The organism is Cupriavidus sp. USMAHM13 (genome assembly GCF_001854285.1).
GTDB lineage: Bacteria > Pseudomonadota > Gammaproteobacteria > Burkholderiales > Burkholderiaceae > Cupriavidus > Cupriavidus malaysiensis.
Genome location: NZ_CP017752.1, coordinates 2,803,535 through 2,819,558, shown reverse-complemented (window position 1 = coordinate 2,819,558; position 16,024 = coordinate 2,803,535). Strand labels below are relative to the sequence as shown.

The window sequence follows — 16,024 nt, the reverse complement described above, 5'->3', positions numbered from 1 at the left end:
GCACGGCTACGCCACTTCAGGCTGCCGGCTTCTTGTAGGCGATGCAATCGACCTCGACCTTGCAGTCCACCACCATGCTGGACTGCACGCAGGCGCGCGCCGGCGGATTGGCGCCGAAGTATTCCTTGAAGACCTTGTTGAACGAGGCGAAGTCGCGCGCGTCGTCCAGCCATACGCCGCAGCGCACCACGTGCTCCGGCCCGTAGCCGGCCTCGGCCAGGATGGCGAGCACGTTGCGGATGGCCTGGTGGGTCTGGGCCACGATGCCGCCGTCGATGACTTCGCCGTCGACCATGGGCACCTGGCCCGAGACGTAGAGCCAGCCGTCGGCCTGCGTGGCGCGCGCGAAGGGCATGTGCTGGCCGCCGGTACCGGTGCCGCCTTCGACGCCGTATCGTTTGATTTCCATGAGGACTCCTGTGAGGCTGTGTCTGAATCCGAAACTGTGTCGGGATGGAGGGTGAAAGCGGGCAGGGCGCGCGTCAGCCGCGTCAGCCGCGTCAGCCGCGGGGGGCGCCGATGCTGGCGCCGCCCTCGGTGCCACGCGCGAGGAAGCGGCCGGCCCGCGTGCCGGTGGGCTGGCGCTCGTGCCAGGACAACTCGCCGTTGACCCAGACCGCGGCAATGCCTTCGGCGGGCTGCATGGGGTCGGCGAAGGTGGCCGCGTCGCGGATGGTGTCGGCGTCGAACAGCACCAGGTCGGCCCAGCAGCCTTCGCGTACCAGGCCGCGCTCGCGCAGGCCGAAGCGCTCGGCCGGCAGGCCGGTCATCTTGTTGACGGCCACTGCCAGCGGGAACAGTTCGCGGTCGCGCGCATAGTGGCCGAGCACACGCGGGAAGGCGCCCCACAGCCGGGGGTGGGGCAGCGGATCGTTGGGCAGGCCGTCGGAGCCGATCACCGTGGCGGGGTGGCTGAGGATGCGGTCGACGTCGGCGTCCTCCATGCAGTGGTAGACGGCGCCGGCCGGCTGCAGCCGGCGCGCGGTCTCGTGCAGGTCCAGTTCCCACCCGGCCGCGATCTCGGCCAGCGACTTGCCGCCCATCTCGGGGTGCGGCTCGGACCAGGTCACGGTGATGTCGAAATCGCTGGTGACCTGCTTCAGGTCGAGCGTGGAGGAACTGGCGGTGTAGGGATAGCAGTCGCACCCGACCGGCTGCCAGCGGCGCGCGGCGTCGAGCGCGTCGAGCACTTCGCCGCTGCGGCCCCAGTTGGGCACGCCGGCGCATTTCAGGTGCGAGATCACCACCGGCACGCGCGCGTGGCGGCCGATGCGGAAGGCCTCGTCCATGGCGTCGAGGATCTCGGCGAACTCGCTGCGCAGGTGGGTGGCGTAGAGCGCGCCGGCCTGCGCCAGCGGTTCGGCCAGGGCCAGCACCTCTTCGGTCGGCGCGCAGAAGGCATTGGCATAGGCCAGTCCGGTGGACAGGCCCAGCGCGCCATGCTGCAGGGCGTCTTCGAGCTGGGCGCGCATGGCGGCGATCTCGGCGGCGCTGGCGGCGCGGTCGAGGCGGTCCATCTGGTTGCTGCGCAGCGCGGTGTGGCCGACCAGGGCCGCCACGTTGACGGCCGGGCGGGCGCTGGCGATGGCTCGCACGTAGCTGGCGAAATCCGGGTAGCGGAAGGCATCGGCCTCGCCGAGCAGGTTCATCGGGTCGGGCGGGTCGCCGCGCAGCGCGACCGGCGCCGCGCTGATGCCGCAGTTGCCGACGATGACCGTGGTCACGCCCTGCGACAGCTTGGGCGTCATGTCCGGCTGGCGTACCACATTGGTGTCATCGTGCGTGTGCACGTCGATGAAGCCGGGGGCGAGCACGAGGCCGTGGCCTTCCACCACGTGCGCCGCGGCATCGGGGTCGATGGCGCCGGCGGCGTCGATGCGGGCGATGCGGCCGTCGCGCACGGCCACGTCGGCCAGGCGCGCCGGCGCGCCGGACCCGTCGACCAGGGTCACGTTGCGGATCAGGGTGTCGAAGGCATGCGGCATCTCAGTCTCCCAGCGGTTGCCTGCCGTCGCCGCGGGGGCCGCGGTGCGCGTCCAGCACGTACTTCAGGCGGCGCAGCCGCTCTTTGTTCGGTTCCTGCTGCAACAGCGCCAACTGGGTGGCGAGCACGTCCATCACCAGCATCATGGCGTAGCGCGAGGCGGACGGCTTGAAGATGAAGTCCGTCTCCAGCGTGCGCAGCGGCAGCAGCACGTGCGCCCGCCCCGCCAGCGGCGAGCCGAGCGCGGTCACGGCAACCAGGCGCGCGCCATACTCCAGCGCGACATCGCAGCTCGCCAGCATTTCCGGCACCTCGCCGGTGGCCGAGAAGGCCAGCACCACGTCGTCGCGGTCCAGCGTGGCCGCCACCATCTTCTGCAGCAGCGCGTCCTGGTAGCTGGCCACCGGCCGGCCCAGCCGCGCCAGGCGGTAACGCGCCTCGTCCGCCATGAAGGTGGAGCCGCCGCCCATGCCGAAAGCGTAGATCATGCGCGCCCCGAGCAACAGGCGCGCCGCCTGCTCGATGCGTTCGGCGTCCAGCAGTTTCAGGCTGGCGTCGAGCGAGGCGACCGCGTCGGCGTGGATGCGGCCCGCCAGCGTGTCCTGGGCGTCATCGGACGCCGGCGCCTGCAGGAAGCGCTGGCCCACGGCGGTGGCCTGGGCCAGGCGCAGCTTCAGGTCGCGCACGTCGCGGCAACCGATGGCCTTGGCGAAGCGGGTCACGCTGGCCTCGCTGACGCCGGCCTGGCGGGCCAGTTCGTTGATGCTGGCGGCAGCGGCGCCGCCAAGGTCGGCGAGGATGACCTGCGCCACCTTCTGCTCGGCCAGGCGCAGCGCGGGGCCGCGCTCGGCGATGCGGGTGAGGATGTCGAAGGGGGCGGTCATGGCGGGGAGGGCGGCGCTTGCCGGGCGAGGCTGGCGCCGCTTGCGTGTTACTTTATAACAAGGATGAAATATCGTAATTTCAAGGCTATGATTACGTCAATCGGAAAATTGACGGACCCGCCTGGGGCCGTGCAGAGGTGACAGTCAGCATGCGTGAAATAAAGTACCAGACGGGCATGATCGACCCGCTCAACAAGGCGCTGGGCAAGCTCGAGGCGCCGCTGGCGCCGGCCGAGGCGGCCGCGGGCCAGGACTGGAGCCTGCTCGACGAATCATTGAGCCTGCCGGCGGCGGTGCTCTACGAGTCACGGCTGGCGCACAACCTGGCCTGGATGCGCGGCTTCGTCGAAAGCTACGGCATGCAGCTTGCGCCGCACGGCAAGACCACCATGGCACCGAAGCTGTTCGCGCGCCAGCTGGCGGCCGGTGCCTGGGGCATCACGCTCGCCACCGCCCACCAGACCGCCGCGGCCCACGCCCATGGCGTGCGCCGCGTGCTGATGGCCAACCAGCTGGTGGGACGCCGCAATATGGAGATCGTGGCCGACCTGCTGCGCGATCCCGGCTTCGAATTCTTCTGCCTGGTCGATTCGCCGGCGCTGGTCGACCAGCTCGGTGCCTTCTTCCAGGCGCGCGGCCAGACCCTGCAGGTGCTGCTGGAACTGGGCGTGGCGGGCGGGCGCACCGGCGTGCGCGACGCGGCCCAGCAGGAAGCCGTGCTGGCCGCGCTGGCGCGCTGGCCGCAGGCGCTGTCGCTGGCGGGCGTGGAACTGTACGAGGGCGTGCTCAAGGAGGAGGCCGATATCCGCGCCTTCCTGCAGCGCGCGGTGGCGGTCACCCGTGAACTGCTGGCGGCGGGACGCTTCGGCCGCAGCCCGGCGGTGCTGTCGGGCGCCGGCTCGGCCTGGTATGACGTGGTGGCCGAGGAATTCGCCGCCGCCGGCACCGGCAACGCGGTGGACCTCGTGCTGCGCCCGGGCTGCTACCTGACCCACGACGTGGGCGTCTACCGGGCCGCGCAGGAGCGTATCCTGGCGGCCAACCCGGTGGCCCGCCGCATGCAGGAAGGGCTGCTCCCGGCACTGCAGGTCTGGGCCTACGTGCAGTCGATGCCCGAGCCGGATCTCGCCATCATCGGCATGGGCAAGCGCGATGCCGCCTTCGACGCCGGCATGCCGATCCCCGCACAGCGCTATCGTCCGGGCACCGCCGCGCCGGTCGAGGCGCCGTCGCATTGGGCGGTCACCGGCATGATGGACCAGCATGCCTACCTGCGCCTGCAACCGGGCGACGACCTGCGCGTGGGCGACATGATCGCCTTCGACATCTCGCACCCTTGCCTGACCTTCGACAAGTGGCGGCATATCCCGGTACTGGACGACCGCTTGCGTGTGGTCGACGTCGTGCAGACCTTCTTCTGAACGGGACTGGCCGCGGGGAGCCCCGAGGAGTCCCTGTAGTCCCTGTGCAGGCCCCTTCGGGACCGACGCTCCGGCAGACCCCTGCGGAAGAACATCAAGGATGAGCGCATCATGAGCATCGACATACTCGCCTACGGCGAGCCGCTGGTCGAATTCAACCAGCAGCCCGACCGGCCCGGCCACTACCTGCAGGGCTTCGGCGGCGACACTTCGAATTTCTGCATCGCCGCGGCGCGCCAGGGCGCCAGCACCGGCTACCTGAGCGCGGTCGGCGAGGACGGTTTCGGCGAGCGCCTGCTGGCGCTGTGGACCCACGAGCGCGTCGACACGCGGCACGTGCGGGTCGACCCCGCGGCGCCGACCGGCGTCTATTTCGTCAGCCACGACCACCGCGGCCACCGCTTCGACTACCTGCGCGCCGGCTCGGCGGCGAGCCGCTACAGTCACGAGCACCTGCCGCTGGCAGCCATCGCCGAGGCGCGCTACCTGCACCTGTCGGGCATCAGCCTGGCGATCAGCACCAGCGCCTGCGACGCCGGCCTGGCTGCCATGGCACACGCACGCAAGGCCGGCACCCGGGTCTCGCTCGACACCAACCTGCGCTTGCGGCTGTGGCCGCTGGCGCGGGCCCGCGCCATCATGCGCGAGGCTTTCGCGCTGACCGATGTCTGCCTGCCGAGCTGGGACGATATCAGTGTGCTGACCGGCCTCGATGACCGCGACGCCATCGTCGACTACCTGCTCGGCTGCGGCATCGGGCTGGTGGCGCTCAAGCTGGGCGAGGAGGGCTCCTATGTGGCGACGCCCGACGCGCGCACGCTGGTGGCGCCCCATCCCGTGCATCCGGTCGATGCCACCGGCGCCGGCGACTGCTTCGGCGGCTGCTTCATCGCGCGCCTGGCCGCCGGCGACGATTCTTTCGCGGCGGCGCGCTATGCCAACGTGGCCGCGGCCTTGTCGACCACCGGCTACGGCGCCGTCGCACCCATCCCCGCGGCGGAAGCCGTGCTGGGACGGCTGGGCAGCCCGGTGGCGCTGCCCGCCCAGCCCTTCGCCTGAGCCCGTCCGAGCGGACTTTCCCGCCCCCTAGACCGTAGACAGTAGACCGACCCAACCGACCGCCATGCAAGCCAATTCCTCCCCTCTGCTCACCCGCCTCGATGGCGTGCCCGTCATCCCCGTGCTCGAATTCGCCTCGGTCGACGAGGCGCTGCACGTCAGCGAGGCCTTGATCGCCGGCGGCCTGCCGGTACTGGAAATCACCCTGCGCACGCCGGTGGCGCTGGACGCCATGCGGGCCGTGGCCGCAGCCTTTCCGCAGGCTTGCGTCGGCGCCGGCACGGTGCTCAACGCCGCCCAGCTCAAGGCCGTGCGCGAGGCTGGCGCCCAGTTCGCGGTGTCGCCGGGTCTGACGCCGGCGCTGGCCGTCGCCGCGCAGGGCGAGGGCATCGCGCTGCTGCCTGGCGTGGCGACCGCCAGCGAGGCCATGGCGGCGCTCGAGGCCGGCTTCTCCTTCCTGAAGTTCTTCCCGGCCGAGGCGGCCGGCGGCGTGCCGATGCTGAAATCGCTGTACGGCCCCTTCGCGCAACTGCGCTTCTGCCCGACCGGCGGCATCAACGCGGCCAAGGCGGTGGAATACCTGGCGCTGCCCAATGTGGTCTGCGTGGGCGGTTCCTGGATCGTGCCCAAGGACGCGGTCGCCGCCGGCGACTGGGGCCGCATCCGCACGCTGGCGCAGCAGGCGTCGGCGCTGCGTTGAGCCGCGGGCAAGGGAAAAGAGAAAAAAGAGAAAAGAAAAGCCGGGCAGGAGCCCGGCTTGGCGACGCGTGCGCGGCCGATGCCGCTGCGCCTACTTGGAGCGGTCCGCCGCGCTTTCCAGCTTCTGGCCACCCTTCTGGATATCCTGACCCAGCCCGGCCATCGTATTGCAGCCGGCCAGCAGGGTTGCAAGCAGTACAAAGCCAATCCATCCTTTTTTCACGCCAGGCTCCTTCCTTTCGATGCGAACAGTGATTGGGCGCCGATTTTACCGTCGGCGCGCGGTCTCATTGACGCACGAATGTGCCAATTTGTAACTTGGCGGAAGACCGGCTGGACAATGGCGGCCGGACTGTGCGAGAAGGCGTTCCTTTCCGCTCAGCCGCCGCGGGCCGAGGCCAGCAGGTCGCGGGCACGCTGGTCGAGGGTGGCGTGGATCTGCGGCAGCCAGCGCGCGGGGAAGGGCTGGGCCAGCAGGTAGCCCTGCATGCTGGTGCAGCCCCAGCGGCGCACTTCGTCGAGTTGCGGGCGCGTCTCGATGCCTTTCGCGCAGGCGCCGTAGCCGGCGTCGCGCGCCAGGGCGCAGGCCGCCCGCAGGCCAGCCGCGACCTCCGGACCCTGGGCCGGGCTGCCGAGCTGGCGCGCGTCGAGCGTGACCAGGTCGGGACGCAGCAGGCCGAGCGCATCGCGGCAGATTTCCGTATCGGTGAAGTCGCCCAGGGCAAGCTGAACACCCGCGCGGCGCAGAACCTCGAAGCGGGCGCCGAGCAGGTCGCTGGCGCGTACCGCGTCCGGGCAAGGCACCTCGATGCAGACGCGCGCGCCCTGCACGCCCAGCCTGCCGATGGCGGCGCCGAGTTCCTCGATCAGGTGTTCCCGGTGGAGCTGGGCGCCCGGCGCCGGAAAGTGGAATTGCACCGGAACCGGAAAGGAAGCGGCCGCCAGCAGCGGCAGGGCATCGTTGAGAATCCAGCGCGCGACGTCGCCCATCAGGCCGAGCGCCTCCAGCGCCGGCAGGAAATCCTGCGGCGCGACCCGGCCGAATGCGGCGCTCTGCCAGCGCAGGCGCACCGTGTAGCTGTCGACGCTGGCCGCATCCGCATCCAGGCGCGCGCGCGGCTGCAGGTTGATGGCGAACTCACCGCGTTCCAGCGCCTGTGGCAGGGCGGCGAGCATGGCCGCCGGCAGCGGCGGCGCGGCCACCGAGCCGGCGCTGGCGATGGCGTCGCCCCCGCGCCTGGCCACGCCGAGCATGGTGTCGACTGCCCGCTGCAGGCAGCGTTCGGCGGGGCAGCCCGGCTCGCCCAGCGCCACGCCGATGCTGCAGGAAAGGAACAGCTCGAAGCCGCCGACGGCCACTGGCCGCGCCAGTGTGTCCGCCACGGCGCGGGCCAGGCGCAGCGCTTCCGGCTCGCCGCCATGCAGCGGGGTGGCGATGGCGAGGTCGGCTTCGCCCAGCCATTGCAGCAGCGCGTCGGCCGGGAGCACCGCGCGGGCCCGCTCCAGGATGCGCGCGCGCAGCTTGTCGCTTATGGCGGGTCCGAGTGGCAGGCGGGCATGGGCGAAGCGGTCGAGGCGGACGGCCAGCATGGCGAGCCGCGCCTCGGGGCCGGGCGAGCCCGTGCCGGGGCCGGCGGCAGGTGTCGGGCCCAGCCGGCATGCCGCCGCGAGAAAGGCGGCGTGCCCGCGGGCCTCGGCAAGGCCGGGCGCCATCCCGGAAGGGGACGGCGGGCAAAGCGATGGCGGATAAGGTGGTCGAGCGGCCTCGTCTTGAGACATGGCGGAATCCTGACGGCGGTGGCGACACCTGGCTGCGCGGGCTCGTGCACTGCAGGTTCCCGCCATGCCGCGCTGCCGCCGGGAGCCGCGGGCGCGCGTGGCGCGCCCGCTCTCCGATCATACGGCACCGGCGCTATTTCACCACGAGGGCTGGCCCGGATGGCGGAGGCGGAATGACGGGTTCCTGACCGTGGTCAATTCCGCCGGGCGGGGCCGCAGGGCGGGATCCTGGGGGCCGAAGCGCGGGGGCGAAGCGCAGGGCCGAACTCAGGCCGTGGTGTCGGACTCTTGCTCGGGCGGTACGGGGGTGGCCAGCACCTTGTCGATGCGCTTGCCGTCCATGTCGACGATCTCGAAGCGCCAACCGCCCCATTCCACGCTGTCCGTGGTCTGCGGCAGGCGGCCGAGCAGGAGCAGCAGCATGCCGGACAGCGTGTGGTAGCGCTCCTTGGCCTCCTCGGGGACATAGCGCAGGGCCAGGCGGTCCTTCATTTCCGGGATCGGGATCAGGCCGTCCAGCAGCCAGGAGCCGTCCGCGCGCTGCACGGCCCACTCCTCGTCGGCGCTGGTGGGCTTGAATTCGCCGGTGATGGCCTCGATCAGGTCCTGCAGCGTGACCAGGCCGAGCACCTCGCCGTACTCGTCGATGACGAAGGCGATCTGCCCGCCCGACGAACGGAAATTCTCCAGCAGTTCCATGCCGGTGACGCTTTCCGGGACGAACACCGCCGGTTGCAGCACCGCGGTCAGGTCGGTCTGCTCGCCGCGCAGGCGGCGCGCGAGCAGTTGGCGGGCGCTGACCACGCCCAGCAGGTCGTGCATGCCGCCGCGCACCACCGGGAAGCGCGAATGATCGGAGGTCTCGATGCGGCGCAGGTTTTCCTCCAGCGTCGCCTCGACGTCCAGGCAGACCACTTCGCCGCGCGGCACCATCAGCGAGGTCAGCTGGCGGTCGTCGAGGCGGAACACGTTGCGCACCATGGTGTGCTCCTGCTGTTCGATGACGCCGGCCTCGGAGCCTTCGATCAGCAGGGCGTGGATTTCTTCTTCGGTCACGGCGGGGCCGCGCGCGCCTTCGACGCCCAGCACGCGCAGCATCAGCCGGGTCGAACCCGACAGCAGGCGCACCAGCGGTGTCGAGGCCGTGGCCAGCCAGGAGATCGGGCGCGCGGCGATGCGCGCGATCGACTCGGGCGCCAATTGGCCGAGCCGCTTGGGTACCAGTTCACCCAGCACGATGGAAAAATACGTCAGGCCCGCGACCACGATGGCCGTGGCCACATAGCCCGCGGTGGTGGCGGGCAGCCCGAATCCCTGCAGCCAGACGCCGAACGGCTGGGCCAGCGTCGACTCGCCGACCACACCGTTGAGCACGCCGATCGACGTGATGCCGATCTGCACGGTGGAGAGAAAACGGGTCGGGTCTTCGCCCAGCTTGACCGCGGCGATCGCACCGCGATCGCCTTCCTCGATGCGGCGCTGCAGGCGCGCCTTGCGCGCTGTCACCAGCGCGATCTCGGACATGGCGAACAGGCCGTTGAGCAGAATCAGCGCCAGTAATATGGCAATTTCCATCAGGGTGCGCGCCCTTTGCGCGCGGGGGTGAAAAACGTCAAGGATACCATCCGCGCATGTCAGGCCGGAGTCATCTGCGGGCATGTCCTATGATGGCCGGGAGCGGACCCCTGGAGGAAACAGCCATGGAACGGCGTTTCGAGTATGGCGGCTATGCGGTGCTGGCAAGGGCGGTGCCGGCCGGGCAGGGCTATCTGGGCCTGGCGGTGATCGCAGATGCCTTCGGCGAAGAGGCTTCGGTGCCGACCCACAGCCAGGAGGTGGGGGTGGCGCCCACGGCCGAAGCGGCGCTGGCCCTGGCCGAGGCGGCGGCGATGCGCGCCATCGACGCGGGCGAGGTGGAGTGATGATGCCGGCATTGTGGCGGGCGGATGGCAGAAGAAGCGCCCCGGTTCCGGATGCGCACTGGCGGGGCGCTGAATCGCGGTGATTACCTCGAAGGTATTCGCCCAGCCTCACCCGGCGTGCTGTAATACCGCCATGGACACCCTGACACCCGCTTCCGAAGCGGCGCTCGACTTTCCCGCGCTGCTGCGCTACTGGCGCAACCGCCGCGGCTACAGCCAGCAGGCCCTGTCGCAGGTCGCTGGCGTGTCGCAGCGCCATATCAGTTTCCTCGAGTCCGGCCGCGCCAGGCCGAGCCGGGAGATGGTGCTGGCGCTGGCCGAGCGCCTGGGCGTGCCGTTGCGCCAGCGCAACCGCCTGCTGCTGGCCGGTGGCTATGCGCCCGCCTACAGCGAACAGGGCCTGGCGGCGCCGCCGGCCTCCATGGTGCAGCAGGCCATCGCCCTGATCCTGGCCAAGCAGGAACCCTATCCGGCCGTGGTGCTCGACCGCTTCTGGAACCTGGTGGATGCCAACCAGGCCTATCGCCGCATGCTGGGGCTGCTGCTGCGCGGGCGCGCGCCGGCGGCGCTGGAGCAGGGCGGCGGCCGCGTCAACCTGATGCTGACGGTGTTCGACCCGGCCGGGTTGTGGCCGTCGATCGAGAATGCGCGCCAGGTCGGGCGCTACCTGCTGCGCCGCGTCTGGCAGGAACTGCAGGTACAGGCGCACGACCGCACCGCGCGCGAGATATTCCAGCGCATCGCCGTCTGGCATCCTGACATGGTCGGGCCGGGCGGCGTGCCGCTGTTCGACGATGAGGCTGGCGAAGGCGTGCCGCCGCCGGTGCTGCCGGTGGTGGTGGCGGGGCCGGGCATCCATGCGTCCCTGTTTTCCACGCTGACCACGCTGGGGATTCCGCAGGACGTCAGCCTGCAGGAACTGCGCATCGAGTGCTTCTTTCCCGCGGACCGCGCCTCCGCCGCCGCCTTCGAGGCGCTGGCGCAGTCCGCGCCGGCGTAAGGTTCAGACCGAACGCACGTGTTTGCGGCGGCCGCCAGGGTTGCCGGCGTCGAGGCCTGTGCGACAATGCCGGCTGTTTTTCCCGTCTTTACGAGGGCCCGCCCATGCTGTTTCCACGATGTCTCCGTGCCGCCGCGTTGATCGCCGGCGGCGTCCTGTGCTCTGCCGCGCATGCGCAGACGATGAACAACGCGACGGCCACGCGACCGGTCGCCACCGGCCTGTACCAGTGCGAGAGCGCCAGCGGCGATACCGTGTTCCGCTCCACGCCGCGCGATGGCTGCACCCTGTTGTCCGCCCCGGATCCCTCGGCTCCCGATCCGCAACGCTGGCTGCCCATGATGGGTGCCAACGGCGTGGTGAGTTACTTCGACACCGCATCGGTGCGCCGCCGCGGCAGCGAAGTCGGCGTGGTGCTGATGCGCAATGCCCCGTCGGGGGGCGTGATCCGCACCACCGCCGGCGAGCCGATCGCCTCCTCCCTCAAGCGCATGGTGCTCGATTGCGCCAGCTCGACCTACCTCGTCGTCGAGCAGACGCTGTACGGCAAGCGCTATGCCCGCGGCGAACCCCTCTATACCATCCGCGCTCCCGAGTCGCGTGCGCCGCAGTCCGCATCCAGCGGCACCATCGCCGGCGACCTGATGAACCGCCTCTGCCATTGAGCGCGCCACGCGCCGCGCCGTCCTTGCGGCGGCGCGCGTTGCTTGCTGCACCCGTCTCCAGGCGCTTGTCTGCGGCCGTCGCCGCCGTGGCTGGCGCTTGTCTCCCCAGGTTGCTGCCAAGTGCCCCCGGCGAGGTGATGCGTCGCCCGCAAAGCCTTGTGGCAAGCGGCGTTCCGGCAACCCTGTAGGAAAATGTTGCAAACGTTTCCGGGGTGAAACGTGACTTTTAAGGCTCCGCTTGCTAAGGTAATTCTTGCGCAATGCAGCAAGACTAAGCTGAGAGCGTCTCACTTGTTGCTGGCACCGAGCGGCAGAGTTTTCGTCTGCTGGCCTGCCTCTTGCAACGGCTTCCGTCATCCTTTCCGTTTCAGGACTCTTCCTCCGGTTTTCATGTCCGAACCCACAGTGCTGTCCGGCAGCCTGGCAGCGAACTTCCGTCCCGCGACGCCGCGCCGTGCCGGCGCGCGGCGTTGTCTCCAGGCCCTGGCCGCATTGGTGCTGGGGTGGGCTGCGGCCGCGCATGCCTTCGACTTCAACATGGTGGCGGCGCGCGCGCGCCAGCTGGCCAGCACGCCTTACAAGGCCCCGGGCTCGACCAATGTGCCGCGCGAGTTGCGCGAGCTGCCCTACGAGCGCTATCACGAGATCCAGTTCAAGCCGGAGCACTTCCCCTGGCGCAACAACCGGCTGCCGTTCGACTTGTCCTTCTTCCACGAAGGGATGGTGTTCGATCAACCGGTCCGTATCAACGAGGTCGTCAGCGGCAATGCGCGCGAGATCCGCTTCGATCCCTCTGCGTTCCAGTACGGCCCGGTCAAGGTGGACCCGGCCCAGTTGAAAAAGCTGGGCTTCGCCGGCTTCCGCGTGCTGTATCCGCTCAACCAGGGCAAGCGCAAGGACGAGGTGGTGTCCTTCCTTGGCGCCAGCTATTTCCGCGCGCTCGGCAAGGACCAGTGGTACGGCCTGTCCGCGCGCGGGCTGGCGGTGGACACCGCGCTGAATTCGGGCGAGGAGTTTCCCCGCTTCGTCGAGTACTGGATCGAGCGCCCGGCAGCGGGCGACAAGCAGCTGACCATCTACGCCTTGATGGACTCGCGGCGCGTCGCCGGCGCCTATCGCTTCGTCATCAAGCCGGGCGACGAGACCGCGATGGAGGTCAAGGCACGCCTGTTCCTGCGCGAGAACGTCACCAAGCTCGGGCTGGCGCCGCTGACCAGCATGTACCTGTTCGGCGAGAACCAGCCGTCGGCCCAGCCCGACTTCCGCCCCGAGGTGCACGACTCGGACGGGCTGTCGGTGCAGCTTGGCACCGGCGAGTGGATCTGGCGCCCGCTGGTCAATCCGAAGCGCCTGCTGGTCACCTCCTTCGCGGCGACCAACCCGCAGGGTTTCGGCCTGATGCAGCGCGACCGCAGCTTCGCCAGCTACCAGGAAATCGGTGCGAACTACGAGCACCGGCCGAGTGCCTGGGTGGAACCCAAGGGCAATTGGGGTTCCGGCCGCGTGGAACTGGTGCAGATCCCGACGCCGGATGAGACCAACGACAATGTCGTGGCCTTCTGGGTGCCCGACAATCCGCCCAAGCCCAAGCAGCCCTTCGACTTCGAGTACCGCCTGCTGTGGCAGAAGGATGGCGAGCGCACGCCGCCGCTGTCCTGGGTCACGCAGACCCGGCGTGGCCAGGGCCTCACGCGCAAGGATGATGACACCAGTTTTTCCTTGCAGGTCGATTTCGAAGGCCCCATCTTCAAGAGATTGCAGGCCGACGCGCGTGTCGACGCGATGATTTCGGCCGACAGCAATGGCGAGGTGCTCAAGAGCACCGCACAGCGCAACCCGGCGACCGGCGGCTACCGCCTGACGCTGGTGGTGCGCCGTAAGGATGAAGGCAAGCCGGTGGAACTGCGCGGCTACCTTCGCAATGGCAATACAACCCTGTCCGAGACATGGAGCTACATCTTACCCCCAGGCTGAAGCGAGGCCAGGCGGCATGTGAACGCTATGTCGAATGCCTGCCTGCCTCGCCCGAACAGCGCCGGGCGCTGCTCGACGATGCTACGCGCGCCGGCGGCGGCGACGCGCAGGCCACCATGCATGCCCTGCAGGCCCGCTTGGCGCGGGCCGATGCCGGCACGGCCGCGGCAGCCCCGGCCGGCGCATCCGCGCCGGACGAGGCTGAGCACGACGACGGCTATGGCTCGGTCGGGCAGCGCTTTACCATGGCGTACGGCGAGGCCGGCGACGCTGCCGGCACGGCGGCAGGTCCCGTGCTGCAGCGGCGCGCCGACGGTACCGTGCGCGTCGATACCGGGCCGCGTCCGCAGCGCGGCGCCATGGTGCCCAAGCCTTGGCCGCCGCACGTGCTGGGCCACTGGCTGCGCAACCTGGCGCGCCGCCTGAGCGGCCGCCCGCCGGTGCCGGCGGTATGGGATACGCTGCACGACGGCCCGGATGCCCTGGGCACCTGGCACCCGGCCGGCTCCCACCGGCGCTGGGTGCTGCTGGCGCTGGTGCTGGCGCAGACCGGGCTCGCCACCTATTTCATGGCGCATGTGCTGCCCTATCAGGGGCGGGACCTGCTCGAGGTCGCCATCCTGACATTGTTCACGGTGCTGTTCGCCTGGGTGTCCGCCGGCTTCTGGACGGCGATGATGGGCTTCCTGGTGCTGGCCAAGGGCGGCGACCGCCACCTGATCTCGCGCAGCGCCGCCGCCGACGGCCCGATTCCGGCGCAGGCGCGCACGGCCGTCATCATGCCGATCTGCAATGAAGACGTGACGCGCGTGTTCGCCGGCTTGCGCGCGACCTACGAGTCCGTGGTGCGCAGCGGGCAGATCGACGCCTTCGATTTCTTTGTGCTGTCCGACAGCGGCAATCCGGACCTGCGCGTGGCCGAGACCGATGCCTGGATGGAGATCTGCCGCGCGGTCGGCGGCTTCGGGCGCATCTTCTACCGCTGGCGCCGCCACCGCGTCAAGCGCAAGACCGGCAACGTGGCCGACTTCTGCCGCCGCTGGGGCAGCCAGTACCGCTACATGATCGTGCTCGACGCCGACAGCGTGATGAGCGGCGACTGCCTGGCCACGCTGGTGCGGCTGATGGAAGCCAATCCCGGCGCCGGCATCATCCAGACCGCGCCGCAGGCGGTGGGCCGCGAGACCATGTACGCGCGCGTGCAGCAGTTCGCCACGCGTGTCTACGGCCCGCTGTTCACGGCGGGCCTGCACTACTGGCAGCTCGGCGAATCGCACTACTGGGGCCACAACGCCATCATCCGTGTGAAGCCCTTCATGGAGCACTGCGCACTGGCGCCGCTGCCCGGCAAAGGGCCGCTGGCGGGCGAGATCCTGTCGCACGACTTCGTCGAGGCCGCGCTGATGCGCCGCGCCGGATGGGGGGTTTGGATCGCCTACGACCTTGCGGGTTCCTACGAGGAACTGCCGCCCAACCTGCTTGACGAACTCAAGCGCGACCGCCGCTGGTGCCAGGGCAACCTGATGAATTTCCGCCTGTGGCTGAAGCAGGGTTTCCACATGGTCCACCGCGCGGTGTTCCTGACCGGAACCCTGGCCTATGCGTCGGCGCCGCTGTGGCTGCTGTTCCTGCTGCTGTCGACCGCGCTGCTGGCCAAGCACGAACTGGTGCCGCCCGAGTATTTCACGCAGCCTTACCAGTTGTTCCCGACCTGGCCCGAGTGGCATCCCGAGAAGGCGCTGGCGCTGTTCTCGGCCACGGCGACGCTGCTGTTCCTGCCCAAGCTGGCGAGCGTGCTGCTGCTGATGCGGCAGGCGCGCCAGTACGGCGGCCGGCTGGCGCTGCTGGGCAGCGCCCTGGTGGAGATGGTGCTGTCAGCCTTGCTGGCGCCGGTGCGCATGCTGTTCCATGCCAAGTTCGTGCTGGCAGCCTATGTCGGCTGGGGCATCAGCTGGAAGTCGCCGCCGCGCGAGGATGCGCAGACCGGCTGGGGCGAGGCGCTGCGCCGCCACGGCGGGCATACGCTGGTGGGGCTGGCCTGGGGAGCGCTGGTGTACTGGCTCAATCCGTCCTTCATCTGGTGGCTGCTGCCCATCGTCGGCTCGCTGGCCTTGTCGGTGCCGCTCTCGGTGTTCCTGTCGCGTGTCTCGCTCGGGCGTGCGCTGCGCCGCGCCAACCTGTTCGTGATCCCGGAGGAGGTGAGCGTGCCGCGCGAGATGCAGGACACGCAGCGTTTCGTCGAATCCGCGCACGCCAGCCCGGACTTCATCGATGCGGTGGTCGATCCCGTGACCAACGCGTTGCTCTGCGCGACGGGCAGCGCGCGGCGCGTGCAACCCGAAGCCGCGCGCCTGCGCAATGAAGCCCTGCTGCAGCACGCGCTGACCTCGGGCCCGGCTGCGCTGACCCCGGCCCAGAAGCTGCAGTTGCTGGGCAATCCGCTGGCGCTGGCGCGCCTGCATGCGCTGGTGTGGGGCTCGTCGCTGGCGCACGAAGACTGGAAGCGCACGCGCGCGGTGCTGCGTCGTGTGGCCGATAACGTGGTGCCGTTGCGCCAGCGTGCCGCGGCCTGAGGGTCCGCAGGTCCGCAGACCTGTTTGCGCGCCGCGGGTGCAAGGCCCGCGCGCCGCGCTGGCC

General features: G+C 70.0%; 14 protein-coding genes. 8 read left to right on the top strand and 6 right to left on the bottom strand.

All coding sequences use genetic code 11. The features are described from left to right. Nucleotides 1–16: 16 nt before the first annotated feature. From BKK81_RS30580 to BKK81_RS30570, 3 genes are all read right to left on the bottom strand, one after another. Nucleotides 17–409: a RidA family protein gene (locus tag BKK81_RS30580; protein ID WP_071020801.1), complete on the bottom strand. Its 393-nt coding sequence runs from the start codon at nucleotides 407–409 to the stop codon at nucleotides 17–19. A 91-nt stretch (nucleotides 410–500) separates the two neighbouring features. Then, nucleotides 501–1,985, bottom strand: coding sequence for an N-acyl-D-amino-acid deacylase family protein (locus tag BKK81_RS30575; protein WP_071020800.1), 1,485 nt, complete (start codon nucleotides 1,983–1,985; stop codon nucleotides 501–503). Between the two features lies 1 nt (nucleotide 1,986). Then, the gene (locus tag BKK81_RS30570; RefSeq protein ID WP_071020797.1) at nucleotides 1,987–2,868 is read right to left on the bottom strand and encodes a MurR/RpiR family transcriptional regulator; all 882 of its coding nucleotides are present in this window, start codon (nucleotides 2,866–2,868) and stop codon (nucleotides 1,987–1,989) included. Between the two features lie 149 nt (nucleotides 2,869–3,017). Between BKK81_RS30570 and BKK81_RS30565 the strand changes: the two genes are divergently transcribed. The 3 genes from BKK81_RS30565 (at nucleotide 3,018) to BKK81_RS30555 (ending at nucleotide 6,048) form a co-directional block, all read left to right on the top strand. Next, nucleotides 3,018–4,289 (top strand): amino acid deaminase, encoded by a 1,272-nt coding sequence (locus BKK81_RS30565; protein ID WP_071020794.1) that lies wholly within the window; start codon nucleotides 3,018–3,020, stop codon nucleotides 4,287–4,289. 111 nt (nucleotides 4,290–4,400) lie between these two features. Beyond that, the gene (locus BKK81_RS30560) at nucleotides 4,401–5,348 is read left to right on the top strand and encodes a sugar kinase (protein WP_071020792.1); all 948 of its coding nucleotides are present in this window, start codon (nucleotides 4,401–4,403) and stop codon (nucleotides 5,346–5,348) included. A gap of 64 nt (nucleotides 5,349–5,412) precedes the next feature. Further along, nucleotides 5,413–6,048 carry a bifunctional 4-hydroxy-2-oxoglutarate aldolase/2-dehydro-3-deoxy-phosphogluconate aldolase gene (locus BKK81_RS30555; protein ID WP_071020789.1) on the top strand — a complete coding sequence of 212 codons (636 nt, stop codon included), beginning with the start codon at nucleotides 5,413–5,415 and terminating at the stop codon, nucleotides 6,046–6,048. A 90-nt stretch (nucleotides 6,049–6,138) separates the two neighbouring features. Here BKK81_RS30555 and BKK81_RS30550 read toward each other — a convergent pair whose 3' ends face one another. From BKK81_RS30550 to BKK81_RS30540, 3 genes are all read right to left on the bottom strand, one after another. Continuing rightward, nucleotides 6,139–6,270: an entericidin A/B family lipoprotein gene (locus tag BKK81_RS30550; protein ID WP_071020787.1), complete on the bottom strand. Its 132-nt coding sequence runs from the start codon at nucleotides 6,268–6,270 to the stop codon at nucleotides 6,139–6,141. 155 nt (nucleotides 6,271–6,425) lie between these two features. Beyond that, nucleotides 6,426–7,637, bottom strand: coding sequence for a GGDEF domain-containing protein (locus BKK81_RS30545; RefSeq protein WP_071020784.1), 1,212 nt, complete (start codon nucleotides 7,635–7,637; stop codon nucleotides 6,426–6,428). Between the two features lie 456 nt (nucleotides 7,638–8,093). Then, a complete protein-coding gene (locus BKK81_RS30540; RefSeq protein ID WP_071020782.1) occupies nucleotides 8,094–9,401 on the bottom strand; it encodes a hemolysin family protein in 1,308 nt (435 codons plus the stop codon). Nucleotides 9,402–9,526: 125 nt separating this feature from the next. Between BKK81_RS30540 and BKK81_RS30535 the strand changes: the two genes are divergently transcribed. The 5 genes from BKK81_RS30535 (at nucleotide 9,527) to mdoH (ending at nucleotide 15,960) form a co-directional block, all read left to right on the top strand. Further along, the gene (locus tag BKK81_RS30535; protein ID WP_071020780.1) at nucleotides 9,527–9,748 is read left to right on the top strand and encodes a hypothetical protein; all 222 of its coding nucleotides are present in this window, start codon (nucleotides 9,527–9,529) and stop codon (nucleotides 9,746–9,748) included. Between the two features lie 133 nt (nucleotides 9,749–9,881). After that, the gene (locus BKK81_RS30530; RefSeq protein ID WP_071020777.1) at nucleotides 9,882–10,748 is read left to right on the top strand and encodes a helix-turn-helix domain-containing protein; all 867 of its coding nucleotides are present in this window, start codon (nucleotides 9,882–9,884) and stop codon (nucleotides 10,746–10,748) included. Nucleotides 10,749–10,852: 104 nt separating this feature from the next. Continuing rightward, nucleotides 10,853–11,413, top strand: a complete 561-nt coding sequence (locus tag BKK81_RS30525; RefSeq protein ID WP_071020775.1) for a surface-adhesin E family protein — start codon at nucleotides 10,853–10,855, stop codon at nucleotides 11,411–11,413. A 390-nt stretch (nucleotides 11,414–11,803) separates the two neighbouring features. Next, nucleotides 11,804–13,387, top strand: coding sequence for a glucan biosynthesis protein G (locus BKK81_RS30520; protein WP_083384578.1), 1,584 nt, complete (start codon nucleotides 11,804–11,806; stop codon nucleotides 13,385–13,387). After that, a complete protein-coding gene (gene mdoH / locus BKK81_RS30515; protein WP_071020772.1) occupies nucleotides 13,360–15,960 on the top strand; it encodes a glucans biosynthesis glucosyltransferase MdoH in 2,601 nt (866 codons plus the stop codon). The genes BKK81_RS30520 and mdoH overlap by 28 nt, the downstream gene beginning before the upstream one ends. Nucleotides 15,961–16,024 lie beyond the last annotated feature (64 nt).

Bases quoted from the DNA above. Each gene is read 5' to 3' on its own strand.
- BKK81_RS30580 (WP_071020801.1), bottom strand. From the start codon at position 409: ATGGAAATCAAACGATACGGCGTCGAAGGCGGCACCGGTACCGGCGGC.
- BKK81_RS30575 (WP_071020800.1), bottom strand. From the start codon at position 1,985: ATGCCGCATGCCTTCGACACCCTGATCCGCAACGTGACCCTGGTCGAC.
- BKK81_RS30570 (WP_071020797.1), bottom strand. From the start codon at position 2,868: ATGACCGCCCCCTTCGACATCCTCACCCGCATCGCCGAGCGCGGCCCC.
- BKK81_RS30565 (WP_071020794.1), top strand. From the start codon at position 3,018: ATGCGTGAAATAAAGTACCAGACGGGCATGATCGACCCGCTCAACAAG.
- BKK81_RS30560 (WP_071020792.1), top strand. From the start codon at position 4,401: ATGAGCATCGACATACTCGCCTACGGCGAGCCGCTGGTCGAATTCAAC.
- BKK81_RS30555 (WP_071020789.1), top strand. From the start codon at position 5,413: ATGCAAGCCAATTCCTCCCCTCTGCTCACCCGCCTCGATGGCGTGCCC.
- BKK81_RS30545 (WP_071020784.1), bottom strand. From the start codon at position 7,637: ATGCTGGCCGTCCGCCTCGACCGCTTCGCCCATGCCCGCCTGCCACTC.
- BKK81_RS30540 (WP_071020782.1), bottom strand. From the start codon at position 9,401: ATGGAAATTGCCATATTACTGGCGCTGATTCTGCTCAACGGCCTGTTC.
- BKK81_RS30535 (WP_071020780.1), top strand. From the start codon at position 9,527: ATGGAACGGCGTTTCGAGTATGGCGGCTATGCGGTGCTGGCAAGGGCG.
- BKK81_RS30530 (WP_071020777.1), top strand. From the start codon at position 9,882: ATGGACACCCTGACACCCGCTTCCGAAGCGGCGCTCGACTTTCCCGCG.
- BKK81_RS30525 (WP_071020775.1), top strand. From the start codon at position 10,853: ATGCTGTTTCCACGATGTCTCCGTGCCGCCGCGTTGATCGCCGGCGGC.
- BKK81_RS30520 (WP_083384578.1), top strand. From the start codon at position 11,804: ATGTCCGAACCCACAGTGCTGTCCGGCAGCCTGGCAGCGAACTTCCGT.
- mdoH (WP_071020772.1), top strand. From the start codon at position 13,360: ATGGAGCTACATCTTACCCCCAGGCTGAAGCGAGGCCAGGCGGCATGT.